This is a genomic window from Neomegalonema sp., from assembly GCF_028688855.1.
Taxonomy (GTDB): Bacteria; Pseudomonadota; Alphaproteobacteria; order Rhodobacterales; family Rhodobacteraceae; genus Neomegalonema.
The window spans coordinates 1-17,763 of the sequence record NZ_JAQTXI010000011.1 but is presented as its reverse complement, the minus strand read 5'-3'; the positions used below and the strand labels follow the sequence as shown (position 1 = coordinate 17,763).

Genomic DNA, 17,763 nt, shown 5'->3' with positions numbered 1-17,763 from the left:
TCTTCACCCTCTCCGCTTGCGGCGGGATGTCAATCCCGTTCGCGCACGTAGGCGCCCGGCGCGTCGTCGATCACCCCGAGCTTGCGGCCCGGCGGACGGGCGGCCACCATCTCGCCGGACTGCTCCGCCAGCCACTTGTCCCAGTCGGGCCACCAGCTTCCGGCGGTTTCGGACGCGCCGGACATCCAGGCTTCGAGGGTCTCGGGCCATTGTCCGTCCTCGCGGGTCCAGTACTGGTACTTGCCCTTGCCCGGCGGATTGATGACTCCCGCGATGTGCCCCGAGCCGCCCAGCACGAAGCGCACCTCTCCGCCCATCTTGCGCATGCCCCGATAGACCGAGGCGGCGGGCGCGATGTGGTCCTCGCGGGTGGAGATGGAGTAGATCGGCGTCATGACCTCCTCCAGATTCACCTCCTGGCCGAAGACCGTGAGCTTGCCCCGGCTCAGCAGGTTGTCGCGATAGTAGTCGCGCAGGTAGTTGAAGTGCAGCTTGGCGGGCATGCGGGTGGAATCGCTGTTCCAGTAGAGCATGTCGAAGGGGAAGGGCGTCTTGCCGAGCATGTAGTTGCTGATGACGTAGCTCCAGATCAGATCCGAGCTGCGCAGCATGTTGAAGGATTGCGCCATGTATTGCGAATCGAGGACGCCGCCTTCGCTCTCCATCTTGTCGCGCAGGGATTCCAGGATCTTGTCGTCCACGAAGACCTTGAGGTCTCCGGCGAGGTCGAAATCGGTCTGGGCGGTGAAGAAGGTGGCCGAATTCACCCGGGCGTCTCCGGTCTTGGCCATGTAGGCCAGAGCCGTGGCGACCATGGTGCCGCCCACGCAATAGCCCGCCACGTTGGTCGACTTGCGCCCGGTCTCCTTGAGCACGGCGTCCACGGCGGCGAAGAAGCCCTGACGGATGTACTCCTCCATCCCGAGGCGCGGGCCGCCCGGAACCGGATTGCGCCAGGAGATCATGAACAGCGTGTAGCCCTGATCCACCAGCCACTTGACCATCGACTTCCTGGGGTCGAGGTCCATGATGTAGAACTTGTTGATCCAGGGCGGCGAGATCAGCAGGGGCCGCGCATAGACCTTCTCGGTGGTCGGCGAATACTGGATCAGTTCGATCACGTCGTTGCGGAAGACCACCTTGCCCGGCGTATTGGCGATGTTCTCGCCGAGCTTGAAGGCGCTGGTGTCGGTCTGCGAGATGGTGAGCGTGCCTTCGCCGCGCTCGATGTCCTTGATCATGTTGCGCATGCCGCGCACCAGATTCTCGCCGCGCTGGGCGAGGGTCTCGCGCAGGGCCTCGGGATTGGTGGCGAAGAAGTTCGTCGGCGACAGCGCCTCGACGAAGCGCCGCATGAAGAACTCGACCTTCTGGCGCTCGTGGGCGGAGAGGTCGTCGCGGTCGGCGATGGTCGAGAGCAGATGGTTGCCCGCCAGCAGATAGCTCTGCTTCACATGGTCGAAGAGCGCGTTCTCGGTCCAGGCGGGATCGGCGAAGCGCTTGTCGCCCCTGGAGGAGGCGAGGGCCTCGGGCTTGGCGCCGAGCGCGCGCATCCAGCTCTGGCGCCAGAGCTGGGCGTAGTCGGTCCAGAAGTTCATGGCCGTCTGGGCGGCCTTGTCGGGCCGGGTCATCATCCCGCGCGCGAACTCGATCCAGGCGGGCATGACGTTGAAGGGGTCCACCGCCGGAGAGCCGCTTCCGGCGAGGGGGCCTTTCTGTCCGGTGGCCATGCGCGCCCAGGCCTGCTGGCCGAGCGTCCAGGCGGTGGCGAGGTTCTCGCCGAAGGCGCTCAGATCCTCGATGGCGTCGGCGGGGGTGGCGGGGATGGCCTGCGGGTCTTTCTTGTCGCCCGACGAATCGGCGGGCTTGGTCGTGGACATGCTGTCTCCTCCCTGGCGCGCTCTCTGATCCGGGCGGACCGCGGAACGCTTCCTGTTTCTTGTATAGAGGCGGCGGCTCCGGCGCGGGCTTGCGCCTGCGGTCGGGGCGCCGACGCCTCCCGGACATTCTGCGCATCCCGGAGCGCGGCGTCGCTCAGAAAATTAGCAAGACGTTCGTCTTCTGTCACTCGCCCCTTGGCGCCCCGAGGCCGGGGCCGCATCCTGAAGGGCCCCTTCTCCGTCCGATCCTCTTGCCGGAGGCGCGCAGGGAGGGCTATGACCGCCAAGGCGCGTGTGAAATCAGTCAGGAGGCGTCCCTTGCCCCCCCTTCGAGGCTCCCTCCCGCTTCTCGCGCTGCTGGCTCTGGGCGGCTGCGCGCTCAAGCCGATCCCGGTCCTGCCCGAAAGCCCCTGGGTCGAGGCCGCGCCCTGGCCGGATCTGGCCGAGGCGCCGCTCGCCCCCACGGATCTGGGCGAGGCCGTCGCCCGCGCCGCCGAGGCTCGGGCGATTCTGGAGCCTCAGGCGCAAGGCCTGGCCGCGCGGGCGGTCGTGGTCGGCGCGGTGGACGTGGCCCCCGAGGCGCGCGGCGTGACGCCGCCGCCCCAGCCGCAGGGCGCGCCGATTCCCGATCCCGCCGCGCTGGCGGCTCTGGGGGCGCGCGTTCCGGCTTCTCCGGGGGCTCCGGCGGACGTCGGGGCTCTGGAGGCCCTCGCCCGGCGCGCCCCGTCCGCGAGCCCCGCCGCCCCCTTCGATTCGACGCGCCTCGCCGCTCTGGCCCGCCAGGCGCCGCCGCCCGCCGCCGCGCCCTTCGACGTCGCGGCGCTGGATTCGGCGGGAGCCGAGGCCCGGAGCCGGGCCGCCCGCCCCGCCCCCCGGATTTCGCCGCAGATCGCCCGCCCGCCGCCTTCCGCCCCCGCTCCGGGGCTCTCGGCTGCGGACGCCGCCGCTCTGGCCGAGGCCCGCGCCCGCGCCGCCCGCCCCTTCGGCGCAGGCTCCGCCCGCGCCGCCGGCTCCCCGGCTGCCGACGCCGCCGTTCTGGCCGCCGCCCGGGCCCGGGCCTCGGGGGCCTTCGATCTGGACGCGGGCGCGCTCGACTCCCTCGCCGCCGAGGCCCGCCGCCGCGCCGCCGAAAGGATGCGCGCGCCGGATCTTCCGGCCGCGCCCGCCTCTCCGGAGGCCGGGGCCGAAGCCGGGGATCCGGAGGCGGAGGAGCTGCTCCGCCGCGTCGAGGAGCTGCGCCGCCGTCAGGAGGAGATGCGCCGCGAGGCCTCCCCTGCAGAGGAGCCGCCCGCCGCCGCGCCCTGAAGCCTCCTCCTTCCGGCCCATTCCGGCGCGCGGTTTTGACTCTAGGATTCACGCGGGCGCGGGCTTATAAGGCCCGCAGCGCGCAATTCCACCGCGTTTCCCTCGCAATCATGAAGTCCGCCATGCAGACCGATTTCTATCGCATCAAGCGCCTGCCGCCCTATGTGTTCGCCGAAGTGAACCGTCTGAAGGCCGCAGCGCGGGCGGCGGGCAAGGACATCATCGATTTCGGCATGGGCAACCCCGACATGGACACGCCCGCCCATATCGTCGAAAAGCTCGTGGAGACCGCCAGACGCCCCGGAGTCTTCGGCTATTCGGCCTCCAAGGGGATCAACGGCCTGCGCCGCGCCCAGGCCGCCTATTACGAACGCCGCTTCGGGGTGAAGCTCAACCCGGAGAGCGAGATCATCGTCACGCTCGGCTCCAAGGAGGGCCTCGCGAATCTGGCTCAGGCGATCACCGCGCCGGGCGACGTGATTCTCGCGCCGAATCCCTCCTATCCGATCCATCCCTACGGCTTCATCATCGCCGGAGCCGCGCTGCGCCATGTGCCCGCGCTGCACGAGGGCAAGTTCAACCCCGAGGAATATCTGCGCGCCCTCGACCGGGCGGCGCGTCATTCGGTGCCTTCGCCTCTGGCGACCATCGTCTGCTTCCCCTCGAACCCGACGGCCCATGTCGCCGACCTCGATTTCTACAAGGAGATCGTGGCCTGGGCGAAGCGCTACGACGTCTGGGTGCTGTCGGATCTGGCCTATTCCGAGATCTATTACGGCGACGTCCCGCCGCCTTCGATCCTCCAGATTCCGGGCGCCAAGGATGTGGCCGTGGAGTTCACCTCCATGTCCAAGACCTTCGCCATGGCGGGCTGGCGCATGGGCTTCGCGGTGGGCAACGAGCGCCTGATCGGCGCCCTGACGCGCATCAAGAGCTACCTCGACTACGGCGCCTTCACGCCGGTCCAGGTGGCCGCGGTCGCCGCGCTCAACGGCCCGCAGGACTGCATCGCCGAGATCCGCGCCACCTACAAGAAGCGCCGCGACACGCTCATCGACAGCATGGCCCGCTCGGGCTGGGAGATCGAGCCTCCCGAAGCCAGCATGTTCGCCTGGACCCCCATCCCCGAGCCCTTCAAGGCGCTCGGCTCCATGGAGTTCTCCAAGCTGCTGGTCGAAGAGGCCGAAGTCGCCGTGGCGCCGGGCATCGGCTTCGGCGAATATGGCGAAGGCTTCGTGCGCATCGGCCTCGTGGAGAACGAGCACCGCATCCGTCAGGCGGCCCGCAACGTGAAGAAGATGTTCCAGAACGCCGACGCGATCATGGCCCGTTACGGGCAGTTCTCGCCGGCCTCGAAAGCGGCGAAATCGGCCTGAGGGGTGGGGTTTTCATGAGGGAGAACGGGTTGCGCGTCGGGCTTGCGGGCCTCGGGACGGTGGGCGGCGGCGTGGTCCGGCTTCTGCGCGACCGCGCCGAAGCCCTGACCGCGCGGGGCGGAGGCCCCCTCGCGCTGACCGCCGTCGCCGCCCGCGACAGGAGCAGGGACCGCGGCTTCGACCTCTCCGGAGCGATCTGGCACGAGGATCCCGTGGCTCTGGCCCGCTCGCCCGAGATCGACGTCTTCGTCGAGGTCATGGGCGGCTCCGAGGGTCCGGCCAGGGATTCCGTCGAGGCGGCGCTGAAGGCGGGGAAATCCGTCGTCACGGCGAACAAGGCGCTTCTGGCGGTCCATGGCGGGGCTCTGGCCCGGCTGGCCGAGGCCAACGGCGCGCAGCTGCGCTACGAGGCGGCGGTGGCGGGCGGCGCGCCCGCCATCAAGCTGCTGCGCGAGGGGCTGGCCGCGAACGAGGTCTCCCGCGTCTACGGCGTGCTGAACGGCACCTGCGCCTACATCATCTCCGAGATGGAGTCCTCGGGCCGCGACTACCCCGAGATCCTCGCCGAGGCCCAGGCTCTGGGCTACGCCGAGGCCGACCCCACCGCCGACGTCGGCGGCTTCGACGCCGCCAACAAGCTCGCGATCCTGGCCGCCATCGCCTTCGGCGCCGAGCCCGACCTCTCCGCCATGGAGATCGAGGGCGTGGACCGGCTCAGCGTGGCCGACATCGACCTGGCCAAGGATCTGGGCTACCGCATCCGGCTGCTGGGCGTGGCGGCGCGTCACGCCGACGGACGCCTCGAACAGCGCGTGAGCCCCTGCCTCGTGCCCGCCAAGTCGGACATCGCGCGGCTCAAGGGCGTGACCAACGCCGTCGGAATCGAGGCCGAGCCCGTCGGGCGGATCTTCCTGACCGGCCCCGGCGCGGGCGCGGGCCCGACCGCCTCGGCGGCGGTCGCGGATCTGCTGGACCTCGCGCGCGGAGACCGGCGTCCGGTCTTCGGCGTGGCGGCGGCGGATCTCGCGCCGATCCGGGCGCGGCCCATCGAGGATCATACGGGACGCTTCTATCTGCGCTTCCTGCTCCAGGACCGCCCCGGCGCCCTCGCGAGCGTCACGGCGGCGCTGGGCGCGGAGAACGTGTCCATCGAGTCGATGCGCCAGCTGCGCCCCACCGACCAGACCGCTCCCGCCGCCATCGTCACCCATGAGGCGCGCGAAGGCGACCTGCGTCGGGCTCTGGCGCGGATCGGCGCCCTGCCCGCCCTGGCTCAGCCGCCGGTGGCGCTGCGCATCGAAGAGATCTGACGCGCCCTCCGGGAGCCGGAGCCGGCTTCCGGAGATCCGCGCGGCCGCATGAAACGCCGAAGCGCCGGATCGGCCAGACCCGGACGGCGCTCCCGCTCCCCCAGTCGTGTTTGTGTGAAGGAAGAGGCCATGGCCGAGACCGTGACGCCGGAATTCAAGGATCGTCTGCTGTCGCTCGGGCTCGCCCGGGTCTCCGAGGCGGCGGCCATCGCGGCGGCGAGACTCATGGGACGCGGCGACGAAAAGGCCGCCGACGCCGCCGCCGTGGACGCCATGCGCGACCAGCTCAATCAGCTGGAGATCAAGGGCGTGGTCGTCATCGGCGAGGGCGAGCGCGACGAAGCCCCCATGCTCTTCATCGGCGAGGAGGTCGGCGCCGGCAACGGCCCCGAGGTCGACATCGCCCTCGATCCTCTGGAGGGCACCACTCTGGCCGCCAAGGCCATGCCCAACGCCCTGACCGTCATCGCCATGGCGCCGCGCGGCTCGCTGCTGCACGCCCCCGACGTCTACATGGAGAAGATCGCCATCGGCCCCGGCTATCCGACGGACGTGGTCGGGCTCGACGCCACCCCGGAAGAGAACGTGCGGGCTCTGGCCAAGGCCAAGGGCGTTTCGCCCGAGGGAATTTCGGTCTGCGTGCTGGAGCGCCCCCGCCATGAGGGGCTGATCTCGGCGCTGCGGGCCTCCGGAGCGGCGGTGCGGCTCATCACCGACGGCGACGTCGCGGGCGTGATCCACACCGCCGACGCCGAGAACTCGGGCGTCGACATGTACATGGGCTCCGGCGGCGCGCCCGAAGGCGTGCTGGCGGCGGCGGCGCTGAAATGCATGGGCGGCCAGATCCAGGGCCGTCTGCTCTTCCGCAACGACGCCGAGCGCGGACGCGCCCGCAAGGCCGGTATCGAGGATCTCAACCGCATCTACCGTCTGGACGACATGGTGCGCGCCGACGTGATCTTCGCCGCCACCGGCGTGACGGACGGGTCGTTCCTGCGGGGCGCGCGCCGCACCCGCACCCATCTGGAGACCGAAACCGTGCTGATGCGCTCCAAGACCGGATCGGTCCGGCGCATGAGCTATCGCACCCCGCTCGCGCGGGCCTGAGGGCGGTCTTCGCCCCGGGCTGGTCTTGTGGTTTTCTGGGGATCTCGGGAAGGGGCGCTCTCTCGCGGGGCGCCCTGACCAGTTTCCAGCCGCCCCGGACGGCGGCGGAAACTGCTACAGGTCTGACGTGGTGGACGCGAAGGCCTTCTGGACCCTTTCGCGGCTCACTGATCCTCCGGCGTGGCGGAGGCGAGGGTCTTCACGAGCTCCACGATGCGCTTGCGGGTCTCGGAATCGGAGATCTTCGAGAACGCCGTATTGAGCTGCAGGCCTTCGGAGCTGTTGACGAAATCCATCACGATGGGGGTTTCGTCGTCCTCGGCCACGCCGCCCTCGGCGAGCGCCAGCGACGAGATGTCGATGTTGGCGGGCATGTCGTCGAAGAAGAACTGGACAGGCACGTTCAGGATCGACGCGATGGTGTAGAGTCGGCTGGAGCCGATCCTGTTCGCGCCCTTCTCGTATTTCTGCACCTGCTGAAAAGTCAGATTGAGCTTTTCTCCCAGTTTCTCCTGACTCATCCCGACCAGCATGCGACGGAGCCGCACGCGGGATCCGACGTGTACGTCGATGGGATTGGGGGATTTGGACACAGAGCCTCCTTTGGCTTGCGAAAGGTCAAAGGCGCTCAGAAAACACGAACGCCCGGCGTTGAAGGAACATATTGGGGATCACACGGAGGCGGATCAACCGGCGACGGCTCAAGATGCGGTGTTCCCACATGAACATGACCGTAAAGACCCGGTTCGCCGGAACGCCCTCCTCCAATGCTCCACCCGCAGAGCTCAGGAGTTCAAGATGACGTTCGGTTCCCAAGCTCCGCGACAGTCGCGACATATAGGGATTCGCCTTCCCGCACGCAACAGGAACCCGTATGCGGAGCGTTGGAAAATCTTCGCGCAACCTCGCCCAAGGCATACGATAGAATGAATTCGGAGTCTGTTCCAGACCCGCCCCGGGCGGAGGGCGCATTTTCGCAAATTCATCCGCCGCGATCCGGGCGTTTATTTCCTGCGAGGCGACGTCCGGCGACGTCTTCTTGAGTCAAGGGCCGGCAAGGGGCGGCTTCAGGCCCCGCGCCCCCTCCGCGGCTCCGGAGCCGCAGGCGCGCGCCGCCGCCAGCCGAAACCCGCCAGCAGACAGAGCCCCGCCATCCCGAGGAAGATCGTCTCGCCCCAAAGGGCGTAAGGCGTCGGCGCCGTCGGCGAGGGCGGACGCGCGAGGATCATCCCCCGGACGCCGATTCCGCGGCTCTCCAGAATCCGGCCCCAGGGGTCGATGACGGCGGAGATCCCGGTGTTCGCCGCCCGCAGCAGAGGCAGGCCCTGTTCGATCGCCCGCGCCCGCGCCTGAGCCAGATGCTGCCAGGGGCCCGCGCTCACGCCAAACCAGGCGTCGTTGGTCAGATGGAGCAGCCAGGCGGGGCGCTCGCCGCCGCGCTCGACGATCTCGCCGGGGAAGATCGCCTCGTAGCAGATGAGCGGCGCGAAGGGCGGCAGGCCCGGCGCCCGCATCAGGCGCGGCGCGGAGCCCGCCTGGAAGTCTCCCGGCGCCTGGACCAGCTTGCTGATCCCCAGCCGCTCCATGAGCGCGCCGAAGGGCATGTATTCGCCGAAGGGCACGAGATGACGCTTGTCGAAGCGCTCGCCCGCCTCGCCCGAGGCCTCCACCACCATGACCGAGTTGAACCAGCGGTCCCGACCGGCGGCGCGGGAGAGGATCCCGACCTCTTCGGGCGGCGCGGGCTCCATGCGCTGGGTCCCGGCGATCAGGACCGCCCGGCTCTCCGGCGCCTCCCCCCTCAGGGCCGAGGCGGCCAGCTCGCGCATCCGCGGATGCTCCAGAGGCCAGGGCGCCGCCGATTCCGGCCAGACGACCGCCGCCGCTCCCGCCTCCACGAGCGCCCGGGTCTGGTCGAGCAGAAGCTGGAGATGTCCGGGCATCAGCGCCGGATCCCATTTCTCCTTCTGCGGAATGTTCGGCTGGACGATTCCGATCATGGGCGCATCGGCGCGGGCGGCGGGGATCTCCGCCAGACGGGCCGTCCCGTAGAGCCAGCCGCCGCCGATCAGCGCCGCCGCTCCCGCCAGACGCAGAAGCCCCCGGGAGGCTCCGCTCCGCCAGAAGCCCGCCAGCAGCGCCGCCGCGACGAGAATCACGAGAGTCTGGCCATAGGGGCCGATCAGGGCGCCGGTCTGGGCGAAGGGAGTCTCCACGGCGGCGTAGGCGAAGAGCGCCCAGGGAAAGCCGGTGAGGACATGGCCGCGGGCGAACTCCGCCAGCGCCCAGATCCCCGCCAGAGCGAGGCCTCCCGCCAGTCCCCGCCCCCTCGGCGCCAGAGCGAAGGCCGCGCCCCAGAAGAGCGCCAGTCCCGCCGCAAGCCCTCCCACGGCGAAAGGCGCCATCCAGGCGTGAGCGGCGGCGTCCACCTGGAAGGCCTCGGCGATCCAGCGCAGCCCGAAGGCGAAAGAGGAAAACCCCGCCGCCCAGCCGGTCAGGAAGGCGCGCAGGCGCGTCTCGGCGCTCCCCTGGAGCAGGAACAGCGACGGCAAGGCCAGAGCCAGCCCCGCGAAAGCCCAGCCCGGCGCCGGCGGCTGACCCGCAGAGGCCAGCAGGCCCGCCGCGAAAGCCGCCGCGAGCCGCGGCCAGAAGGCCGCGCGCAGATCGCTCCCGACCGCAGGCGCGGCTTCAACCGCCACCCGGACCCTCGCCGGAGCCGGAAGAGGCTCCTTCCGTCTGGGGCGCCGCAGGCGCCTCCTCGGGACGCGCCCGCGCCACGCGCAGCCGCAGCCGCTTCACACGGCGCGGATCGGCTTCGAGCACGTCGAATTCATGGCCGTCGGGATGCGCCACGACCTCGCCGGTCTGCGGCACGCGCCCGCCCAGAGCCGTGACCAGCCCCCCGAGCGTATCCACCTCTTCGTCCTCGTCGTAGAGCTCGACGCCGATCTCGCGTTCGAAATCCTTGATGGAGGCGCGGCCGTCCACGAGCCAGGCGTCTTCGCCCTCGCGCGTCCATTCGACGTCCTCGTCGTCATGCTCGTCGACGATGTCGCCGACGATCAGCTCCACGAGGTCCTCGTTGGTGACGAGCCCGTCCACGCCGCCGTATTCGTCGATGACGAAGGCCATGTGGACGCGTTCGGTGCGCATCTGCTGGAGCAGCGCCGCCGCAGGCATCGTGGGCGGAGTCATCAGCGCGGCGTGCATGTGGTCGCGCAGGTGGAAGGCGCGCAGACCCCCTTCCGCTCCGTAAAGCTTGAAGATGTCCTTCACATGGACGAAGCCGATGGGATCGTCCAGAGTCTCCCGATAGACCGGGAGGCGCGAATGGCGCCCGTTGCGGAAGGCCTCGACCACTTCGTCGAAGCTGGCGCCTTCCTCCAGCGCCTCGACTTCGGCGCGCGAGACCATCGCGTCCGCGACGGTGTATCCGCCGAGACGGCGCACGTTCTCCTGAATGGTCCGCAAGGCCGCCGAGGACGAATCGCGCCCTGGACTGGGAGGCTCGGAGGCCTCGTCGGCGTTCTCCGAAGCGCCGGATTCGGGGGCGCCCCTCGGGGCCAGGCCGGCGAAACGCCTGAAACGCTCGAACAAAGGGGATGCGCCGCTTGCGGAGGGCGAGCCTCCGCCGGATGAGCCGTCGCTCATTAAGGGTCAAACTCCCGAGGCCGCGTCAGGCCGCATAGGGATTGACCACCCCCATGCGCGCCAGAGCGGCGATTTCAACAGCCTCCATCTCTTCGGCCTGCGCGTCGCCGCGCTCATGATCAAAGCCGAGAAGATGCAGAGCCCCATGCATGATAAGATGCGCGAGATGATCCGCCAAGGGCTTTGCGCCCTCCTGCGCCTCGCGCGCGCAGACCCCGAAGGCCAGCGCCAGGTCGCCGAGAAAGCGCGGCGCGCCGGGCGGAGTCCCCCCGAAACCTGAGGAATCGGCGGGGAAAGAGAGCACGTTGGTGGGTCTGGGCTTGTCGCGCCAGCGCGCGTTGAGCCCGGCGATCTCGGCGTCGTCGGTCAGCAGGACCGCCAGCTCCGCCGCCGGAGCCCCCTCCAGAGCCGCCCGCGCCTCCTCTCCGGCGAAGAGCGCCGCGAGAGCTCGCGCGACGAGCGATTCGGCCTCGGGGAGCGCCGCCTCCCATGCGGGATCGGCGATCCTGAGGTCGACCTCCACTTCGGGCGCTCCGCTCACGACTTCAGGCCCGGCTGCCGCGCCTCGGAGCGGCGGGCGCCCTCGGCGTCATAGGCCTTGACGATCCGCGCCACCAGAGGATGACGCACGACGTCGTCTCCGGTGAAGCGGGCCACGCCCACGCCCTCGACGTTCTCCAGCAGCCTGACCGCATGAGCCAGCCCCGATTCCACTCCGCCGGGCAGATCCACCTGCGAAGGGTCGCCCGTCACGGCCATGCGGGCGTTTTCGCCGAGGCGGGTCAGGAACATCTTCATCTGCATGACGGTGCAGTTCTGGGCCTCGTCGAGCACCACATAGGCGTTGGCGAGGGTGCGGCCGCGCATGAAGGCCAGAGGCGCCACCTCGAAGGCGCCGCTTTCGAGATTCCGCGCCACCTGCTCGGGCGGCAGCATGTCGTGCAGCGAATCATAGAGCGGGCGCAGATAGGGGTCGACCTTCTCCTTCATGTCGCCGGGCAGGAAGCCGAGCCGCTCGCCCGCCTCGACGGCGGGGCGCGAGAAGACCACGCGCTCCACCTTGCGGTCGAGGAAGGCGGCCACCGCGGCGGCCACCGCGAGATAGGTCTTGCCGGTGCCCGCAGGCCCCATCCCGAAGACGAGATCCTTCTTCCCCAGCAGATCCAGATAGGCGCGTTGCGCGGGGGTGCGCGGCTCGATGAGCTTCTTGCGGGTGCGGACGGCCTCGGCGCGGCCCGAGGAGCGCCCTCCTCCGGATCCGCCCGAGGCTTCGCCGACCTCGTCGCCTTCGCGGGCGAAGCGGATCGCGCCGAGCACGTCGCCCGCCTCGATGGGCGCGCCGCGTTGCGCGCGCTCGCGCAGGCGGGCCAGAGCCGCCAGAGCGGCCGCCACCTCCAGCTCGGGACCGCGGATCCCGAGGCGGTTGCCGCGCTGGTCGATCTTCACCCCGAGGCCCCGCTCGATCTCGGCGAGGTGGAGGTTGAACGGCCCGAAGACGGCCGCCGCCACACGATTGTCTGGAAATTCAAGGACCACCCCCTCGGGAGAGGATGGAGCGTCGGACGGAAACCCGGTCTCGTCGGTCAAGCGGCCTCCAGCGCGCGTGGTCTGTCTCTGACCGGATGCTGGCTCAGGACGCGCATCGGCGCAAGGGCGAATTCGCCCCCGCGCCGCCGCCAGCCCCCGCCAGAAGCGCCGCCCGGCCTCAGGCCTCGTCGGGACGGGCGGGCTTCTCCATGCGGGCGTATTGCCCGTAGGGGCGGAAGCGGTAGAGATAGCCCGGAAGCACGCTCTCCAGGGATTTGGGCTCGATTCCGAAAGCCTCGAAGCCCGCCAGCTCGCCCGAGGCCACATTGTCATGCGCGAGCATCTTCAGCTGGTCGCGGGTGACGGGCGCGAAGGGCAGCCAGTCGGTGAGCGCCGCGCCGAAGCGCATCAGCCCCATGGGCACGTCGGCCACCACGCGCTTGCGCTGGGTGATCCGGAGCATGAGCTCCATCAGCTCCTTCATGGTCAGGACCTCGGGGCCGCCGAGCTCGAAGATGCGGCCTGCGGCGATCTCGCCCTCAAGGGAGCGGACGGCGGCTTCGGCCACGTCGTCCACATAGACCGGCTGGAAGCGCGTCTCGCCCCCCGCCACGGGCAGGACCGGCGTGAACTGCGCCATGCGCGCGAAGCGGTTGAAGAACGCGTCCTCCTCGCCGAAGACGATGGAGGGCCGCAGGATCGCGGCTTCGGGCATGGCCGCGCGGACCAGAGCCTCGCCTTCGCCCTTGGTGCGGGCGTAATCGGCGTCGGATCGCGGATCGGCGCCGATGGCCGAGACCTGCGTGAAGCGCCGGACGCCCGCCTCGGCGGCCAGACGCGCCACGCGTCCGGCGCCCTCGGCCTGGACGGCGTCGAAGCTCTGCTTGCCCGAGGGGCTGAGGATCCCGACGAAATTCACCACCGCGTCGGCGCCTTCGAGGGCGCGGCGGCAGGAGTCTTCATCGCGGATGTTGGCCTGGACGGGCTCGATCTGCCCGACGTCGCCGTAAGGACGCAGGAAATGCGCCTCGTTGGGGCGGCGCACCGCCGCCCGCACCCGCCAGCCGCGTCGGGCGAGCTTGCGCGCCGCATAGCGCCCGATGAATCCCGAACCGCCGAACATGGTCACTATCGGCATGAGGCCCTCCTCGCCGGCGCCGCTCCTGCGCCGTCATCCGCTGTCCCGAACGGGGGTAGCGCATTCCGCGTCCGGGCGAAAGGGGCTTGGGCGTCACAGGCCCGGCGCGGAGGCGGGCGCACGAGGGGGAGAAGGGAGCCCGAAGCCTCTCCTTCTCCGTCCTGATCCTGAGCGCGCGCCCGGGCGCGATCGGCTCTTGCCTCGGGGCGACGAAGCCGTTAAGGTGCGCGCCACGAAGACAGGCGCCGCCTTAGCTCAGTTGGTTAGAGCACCAGATTGTGGATCTGGGGGTCCCCCGTTCGAGCCGGGGAGGTGGTACCATCTTCGTCAGTCCTCCTCGCGAGGCGACGCCCCCTCAGGAGGGCGTGCAGCCCTTCGGATTGGCCACCAGCCAGCGTTCGAACTGGGCGTAGGGATCCACGAGATCCTCCAGACGCAGACCCACCCGCCCGAGATGGTCGAGGAAGGGTCGGCAATCGGCCGCGAGAATCACGCTCGGGCCGCCCGGCTTCACCCCGCAGACCTGAGTCACCGCCCGGGGATGGCGGTTCAGCCATTCCTGAGCCGCCCGCAGACGCGTCCAGCCCTGGATCGAGGCGCCCAGATCCACGTCGCACCAGTTCGCGTTATATCCGCCCGGCCCGTCGTTGAGCTCGTGGCGGGCGTCGAAGAAGGCGTTGATGAAGGTCTCCACCCGGCCATAGCGCTGACGGGTGCGGGCGCTGTTGTCGGCGTCCCAGTTGTAGACCGCCAGAACCGCCGGAACCGCCCAGCCCGAGACCTCGTCCTCCTCCTCCGGAACGAGAAGCGGGTAATCCTCATGCCGGAGGACGGCGGGCTGATAGGGCGCGCCCTCGCCCGGAGGCGGCGGCAGGGAGACGAAACCCACGCCCTTCTCCCGCAGACGCTCCTGCATCTCCTCCGAGAATTCGCGGAAGATCGGCGAGCCCCTTCCGGCCACGTAGACGAGGGCGTCCACGTCGGGCTCCTCCGAAACCATGTCGTTGAGCGCGGCGCCCGGGCCGAGATCCGAGCTCTCGAACTCCACCCCGAGCAGGTCGCGCAGCACGACCGGCGCCGTGATGGCGCTGCCGCCGCCCGCGCCGCCCACCGCGACGGTCTTGCCCTGAAGATCCTCGGGCCTGCGGATTCCCTCACGCGCGAGAATGTGGATGATCTCGGGATGCAGGCGCGTCACATAGGAGATGCGCCGCTTGAGGAAATCGAACTCCTGCGGATCGCCCTGCTGGATGGAGAGCAGCACGTCCGCCTGGACCAGCGCGAAATCGGTGTATTCCAGATAGAGCAGATCCTGAAGATTGCCCACCGAGCCGCGTCCCACAATGGGCAGCACCCTCAGGCCGCCGTCCTGCGCCTTCTCGACCAGGCCCTGGAGATCCGCCCCGAGCTGGATGTAGACGCCGCCCGGTCCGCCGGTCATGATTCCGATCCGCGTCTCGCGGAGATTCCGCGCGAAGGCGCCCGGATCCGGCGCGACCACCTGCGCAAGTCCCGGCGTGGCGAAACACGCCGCCAGACCGCCGAGAATCCCCCATTTCAGCATCATTCCCTCCAGTTTGCGATCTTCTTGCGCGATTCGGCGCGCTTGCGCGCCGTCTCCGACGCGTCGACCCTCGCCTCCTGGAGCGCCTTTCCCCTCCGCCGGACCGCGCAAGCGGAGCCCGACGTCGACGCTCTGGCCGCGCATGCTACGACAAGTTTTCCCGAAGCGTTACGAAGAATGACGTCTGGTCCCGAAGATAGATAAATCCTTATACGGACATTCATCACACCGATGATGATCCGCATCAGGATTCCCTTCGAAGGAAAACCGGGAGCCGCTCCGCCGCGGCCTCCCCGGAGGACGCGCGCTCCGGAGCGCGCGAACCCCCGCGGCGGGCCGGGAGATCCCCCGAGGCCGCGGCCGACGGAGACCGCTCACATGGGCGGAAAGGCTCCCGAAGCTCAGAGCGTGCCGGCGCAGCCGTTCGGATTGCTCTCCAGCCAGCGCTCGAACATGGTTTCGGGCTCGGCCAGATCCTCCAGACGCAGGTCGATCCGGGCGAGATGCGCGTGGAAGGGCGCGCATTCGTAGGCCATCAGGAAGCCGACGTCTCCGGGCCGCGCCGCGCAGACCGCGGTCTTGGCGCGCGGATGGGCGGTCAGCCATTCCTGTCCGGCGCGCAGACGCGTCCAGCCGTCCCAGCCGTCGAGGCTCTGGCCGATGTCGACGTTGCACCAGTTTTCGTTATAGCCGCCCGGCCCGTCGTTCAGATCATGGCGGCGGCTGAAGAAGGTTTCGATGAACTGCTCCATCCGCCGATAGCGCTGGCGCGTGCGGGAGGTCTGGTCGGTGTCCCAGTTGTAGACCGCCAGAACCGCCGGGACGCCCCAGGCCGAAACTCCCGCGCCCTCCGGAATCAGCGCCGGATAGTCGGAATCGCGGATGGTCATGCGCTCGTAGGGCGCGCCGGAGTTCTGCGGCGGCTCGGGCAGGGCCACGAAGCCCACGCCCTTCTCGCGGATGCGGGCCTCCATCTCGGGCGAGAAGAAGGTGAAGAGCGGAGAGCCCCGCCCGGACACATAGACGAAGGCGTCGATGGTCGGGGAATCCGAGAGCAGATTGTTCAGCGCCTCCTGAGGCCCCATGGGCGAGGCGGCGAACTCCACCTTCAGCAGGTCGCGCAGCACGATGGGCGCCGTCAGGGCGCTGCCGCCGCCCGCGCCGCCGATGGCGACGGTCTTGCCGCGCAGATCCTCGGGCCTCCGCGCGCCTCCGCGCGCCACGATGTGGATCACCTCGGGATAGAGGCGCGTCACGTAGGCCACGCGGCTCTTGAGATATTCGAACTCCTCGGGCTTCTTCAGCCGGATCGAGTGGAGCACGTCGGCCTGGACGAAGGAGAAGTCCACGTTCTCCAGATAGAGCAGATCCTGGAGATTGCCCACCGAGCCGCGCCCCACCGTGGGCAGGACGCGCAGATCGGAGCCCTGGGCGGCTCCTTCGACGAGGCGCTGCAGATCAGCCCCGAGTTGCAGATAGGTCCCCCCTGCGCCGCCCGTGATGATCCCCACGCGCGCGTCGCGCAGGCTCTGGGTGAAGGCGGCGGGGTTGGCGGCGACCACTTGCGCAAGGCTGGGAGATGCGGCGGCGGCGAGCAAAGCGCAAGTCAGGAGCCCTGTCTTCAGCATGATATCTCCTTATGGTTCTTATGTTCACTGGTGCACTCTCTCATACTTCGTAAGGCATATGCCTCAGCCCGCCCCCTGCCAAGCGCCAGACTCCCGAAGAATAACGATTTTTCAGAACTCACGCGGAGCGGTGAAGAACTCAGGGGGTTAATCAGAATACAGATAAATATCGTCAAAGAAAAAAATCGCCGGATTCCGGACAGGATTCGAGAAAATCCGCAAGAAACCTACGTCTTTGGAATAGTCCTCCAAAGGTCATCCGAAGAGATTCCGCCCCCTGCGCCGAAAAGGCGAGAGACACATAATAACCACAGTGAAAAAGCCCCGGAACGACCTCGCGGAGGCCGCAAGGTCGTCTCGGGGCCGACGGAGACTTCGTTTCCGGAGATTTTTACGCCATAAAAGATATTTCTTCTTCGCAGACTCTCGCGTGAAGAGAAAGAATCAATCTGCGGAGACTTGGGCCCCGACTCGTCGGGCGGGCGCCTTGAGGTCGGAATCGGGCGGCCAGGGCCGGGCGGCGTCGGCCTCGATCCAGGCCCGGACCCAATCGGGCGTCGGCAGGGAGAAGTCGGGGACGCCCAGGGCGGCGGCCACTTCGGCGGTCGGCACCGTGCCCGAGCCGCGCGTCACGGCGGTGCGCATCAGCGCCGAGGAGCAGGCTTCGCCCTTGCGGATGAGGCTTTGCTGGAAATAGAACCACTTGTCGTCCACCGCCGCCAGGCGCGTGCGGATCGAGAAGCGGTCGAAGGGCAGAAGCCGCCTGCGGTAGCGCACCGAGCCGCCGCCCACCACCAGACCCCAGCCCTGCTTCCTGAGCATCTCCATCATGCCGATGCGGATGGCGTAGTCGAAGCGTCCGAGATCCAGCAGGGTCAGATGGCGGCCGTTGTTCATCTCGCCGAACATGTCGCAGTCCCAGGGGCGCGTCCAGGTGGAGAACTCGCTCGTCTCCTCCCAGGTCAGCGCGGGACGGCGCCGCGCGGAGGCGTAGAGCCCGATCAATCTGACGAAAGGATACATGCGCGCCCCCCTGCGAACTCGTGGAAGGCGCAGAGGTAGACCCCTCCGGCGCGCCGGACAAGGGAGACGGCGCCGCATCCGCGACGGCGCCTGACGCGAGGTCAGGAGGCTTTGGGGGGGGGGGGTCCGGCGGAGGTAAAAAGCGGCGGACGCGCATGCATAGAGGGGGGAGCGGGGGGCGCGTCCGCCGCCAGATCGCGCAGCAGAGGGACTTGGTGCGCTGAATCAGGATATAGGGGCGTCGCGCAGGGGAA

The 17,763-nt window shown here is 69.1% G+C and carries 14 protein-coding genes and 1 tRNA gene; 5 read left to right on the top strand and 10 right to left on the bottom strand.

What is annotated here, in order from left to right; translation table 11 throughout:
* Nucleotides 1–29 precede the first annotated feature (29 nt).
* Nucleotides 30–1,880, bottom strand: a complete 1,851-nt coding sequence (locus tag PHN62_RS09845; RefSeq protein ID WP_300149774.1) for a class I poly(R)-hydroxyalkanoic acid synthase — start codon at nucleotides 1,878–1,880, stop codon at nucleotides 30–32.
* Between the two features lie 318 nt (nucleotides 1,881–2,198).
* Here PHN62_RS09845 and PHN62_RS09840 point away from each other — a divergent pair, with 318 nt between their 5' ends.
* The 4 genes from PHN62_RS09840 to glpX all read left to right on the top strand — a co-directional run bounded on the left by PHN62_RS09840 (nucleotide 2,199) and on the right by glpX (nucleotide 6,978).
* Nucleotides 2,199–3,185: a hypothetical protein gene (locus tag PHN62_RS09840; RefSeq protein ID WP_300149771.1), complete on the top strand. Its 987-nt coding sequence runs from the start codon at nucleotides 2,199–2,201 to the stop codon at nucleotides 3,183–3,185.
* 122 nt (nucleotides 3,186–3,307) lie between these two features.
* Nucleotides 3,308–4,561, top strand: a complete 1,254-nt coding sequence (locus PHN62_RS09835) for an LL-diaminopimelate aminotransferase (protein ID WP_300149768.1) — start codon at nucleotides 3,308–3,310, stop codon at nucleotides 4,559–4,561.
* A gap of 14 nt (nucleotides 4,562–4,575) precedes the next feature.
* The gene (locus PHN62_RS09830; protein ID WP_300149765.1) at nucleotides 4,576–5,871 is read left to right on the top strand and encodes a homoserine dehydrogenase; all 1,296 of its coding nucleotides are present in this window, start codon (nucleotides 4,576–4,578) and stop codon (nucleotides 5,869–5,871) included.
* A 129-nt stretch (nucleotides 5,872–6,000) separates the two neighbouring features.
* Nucleotides 6,001–6,978 (top strand): class II fructose-bisphosphatase, encoded by a 978-nt coding sequence (glpX, locus tag PHN62_RS09825; RefSeq protein WP_300149762.1) that lies wholly within the window; start codon nucleotides 6,001–6,003, stop codon nucleotides 6,976–6,978.
* 164 nt (nucleotides 6,979–7,142) lie between these two features.
* Here the strand turns inward: glpX and PHN62_RS09820 are convergent, their stop codons facing one another.
* From PHN62_RS09820 to PHN62_RS09795, 6 genes are all read right to left on the bottom strand, one after another.
* Entirely contained in the window at nucleotides 7,143–7,571 is a 429-nt protein-coding gene (locus PHN62_RS09820) for a helix-turn-helix transcriptional regulator (protein ID WP_300149760.1), read from the bottom strand.
* Between the two features lie 474 nt (nucleotides 7,572–8,045).
* Nucleotides 8,046–9,677: an apolipoprotein N-acyltransferase gene (gene lnt / locus PHN62_RS09815; protein ID WP_300149757.1), complete on the bottom strand. Its 1,632-nt coding sequence runs from the start codon at nucleotides 9,675–9,677 to the stop codon at nucleotides 8,046–8,048.
* Entirely contained in the window at nucleotides 9,667–10,428 is a 762-nt protein-coding gene (locus PHN62_RS09810) for a hemolysin family protein (RefSeq protein WP_300149754.1), read from the bottom strand. The genes lnt and PHN62_RS09810 overlap by 11 nt, the downstream gene beginning before the upstream one ends.
* Before the next feature lie 226 nt (nucleotides 10,429–10,654).
* The gene (gene ybeY / locus PHN62_RS09805; RefSeq protein WP_300149752.1) at nucleotides 10,655–11,152 is read right to left on the bottom strand and encodes an rRNA maturation RNase YbeY; all 498 of its coding nucleotides are present in this window, start codon (nucleotides 11,150–11,152) and stop codon (nucleotides 10,655–10,657) included.
* Between the two features lie 14 nt (nucleotides 11,153–11,166).
* Nucleotides 11,167–12,216 carry a PhoH family protein gene (locus PHN62_RS09800; protein WP_300149750.1) on the bottom strand — a complete coding sequence of 350 codons (1,050 nt, stop codon included), beginning with the start codon at nucleotides 12,214–12,216 and terminating at the stop codon, nucleotides 11,167–11,169.
* Between the two features lie 118 nt (nucleotides 12,217–12,334).
* Nucleotides 12,335–13,294 (bottom strand): complex I NDUFA9 subunit family protein, encoded by a 960-nt coding sequence (locus PHN62_RS09795; protein ID WP_300149747.1) that lies wholly within the window; start codon nucleotides 13,292–13,294, stop codon nucleotides 12,335–12,337.
* A gap of 244 nt (nucleotides 13,295–13,538) precedes the next feature.
* Between PHN62_RS09795 and PHN62_RS09790 the strand changes: the two genes are divergently transcribed.
* A tRNA-His gene (locus PHN62_RS09790) sits at nucleotides 13,539–13,615 on the top strand.
* Nucleotides 13,616–13,649: 34 nt separating this feature from the next.
* On the opposite strand, the gene PHN62_RS09785 is transcribed toward PHN62_RS09790, so the two are convergent.
* The 3 genes from PHN62_RS09785 to PHN62_RS09775 form a co-directional block, all read right to left on the bottom strand.
* A complete protein-coding gene (locus tag PHN62_RS09785) occupies nucleotides 13,650–14,861 on the bottom strand; it encodes a TAXI family TRAP transporter solute-binding subunit (RefSeq protein WP_300149744.1) in 1,212 nt (403 codons plus the stop codon).
* A gap of 398 nt (nucleotides 14,862–15,259) precedes the next feature.
* Nucleotides 15,260–16,486: a TAXI family TRAP transporter solute-binding subunit gene (locus PHN62_RS09780; protein ID WP_300149741.1), complete on the bottom strand. Its 1,227-nt coding sequence runs from the start codon at nucleotides 16,484–16,486 to the stop codon at nucleotides 15,260–15,262.
* A 444-nt stretch (nucleotides 16,487–16,930) separates the two neighbouring features.
* The gene (locus PHN62_RS09775) at nucleotides 16,931–17,509 is read right to left on the bottom strand and encodes an acyl-CoA thioesterase (protein ID WP_300149738.1); all 579 of its coding nucleotides are present in this window, start codon (nucleotides 17,507–17,509) and stop codon (nucleotides 16,931–16,933) included.
* Nucleotides 17,510–17,763: the final 254 nt, after the last annotated feature.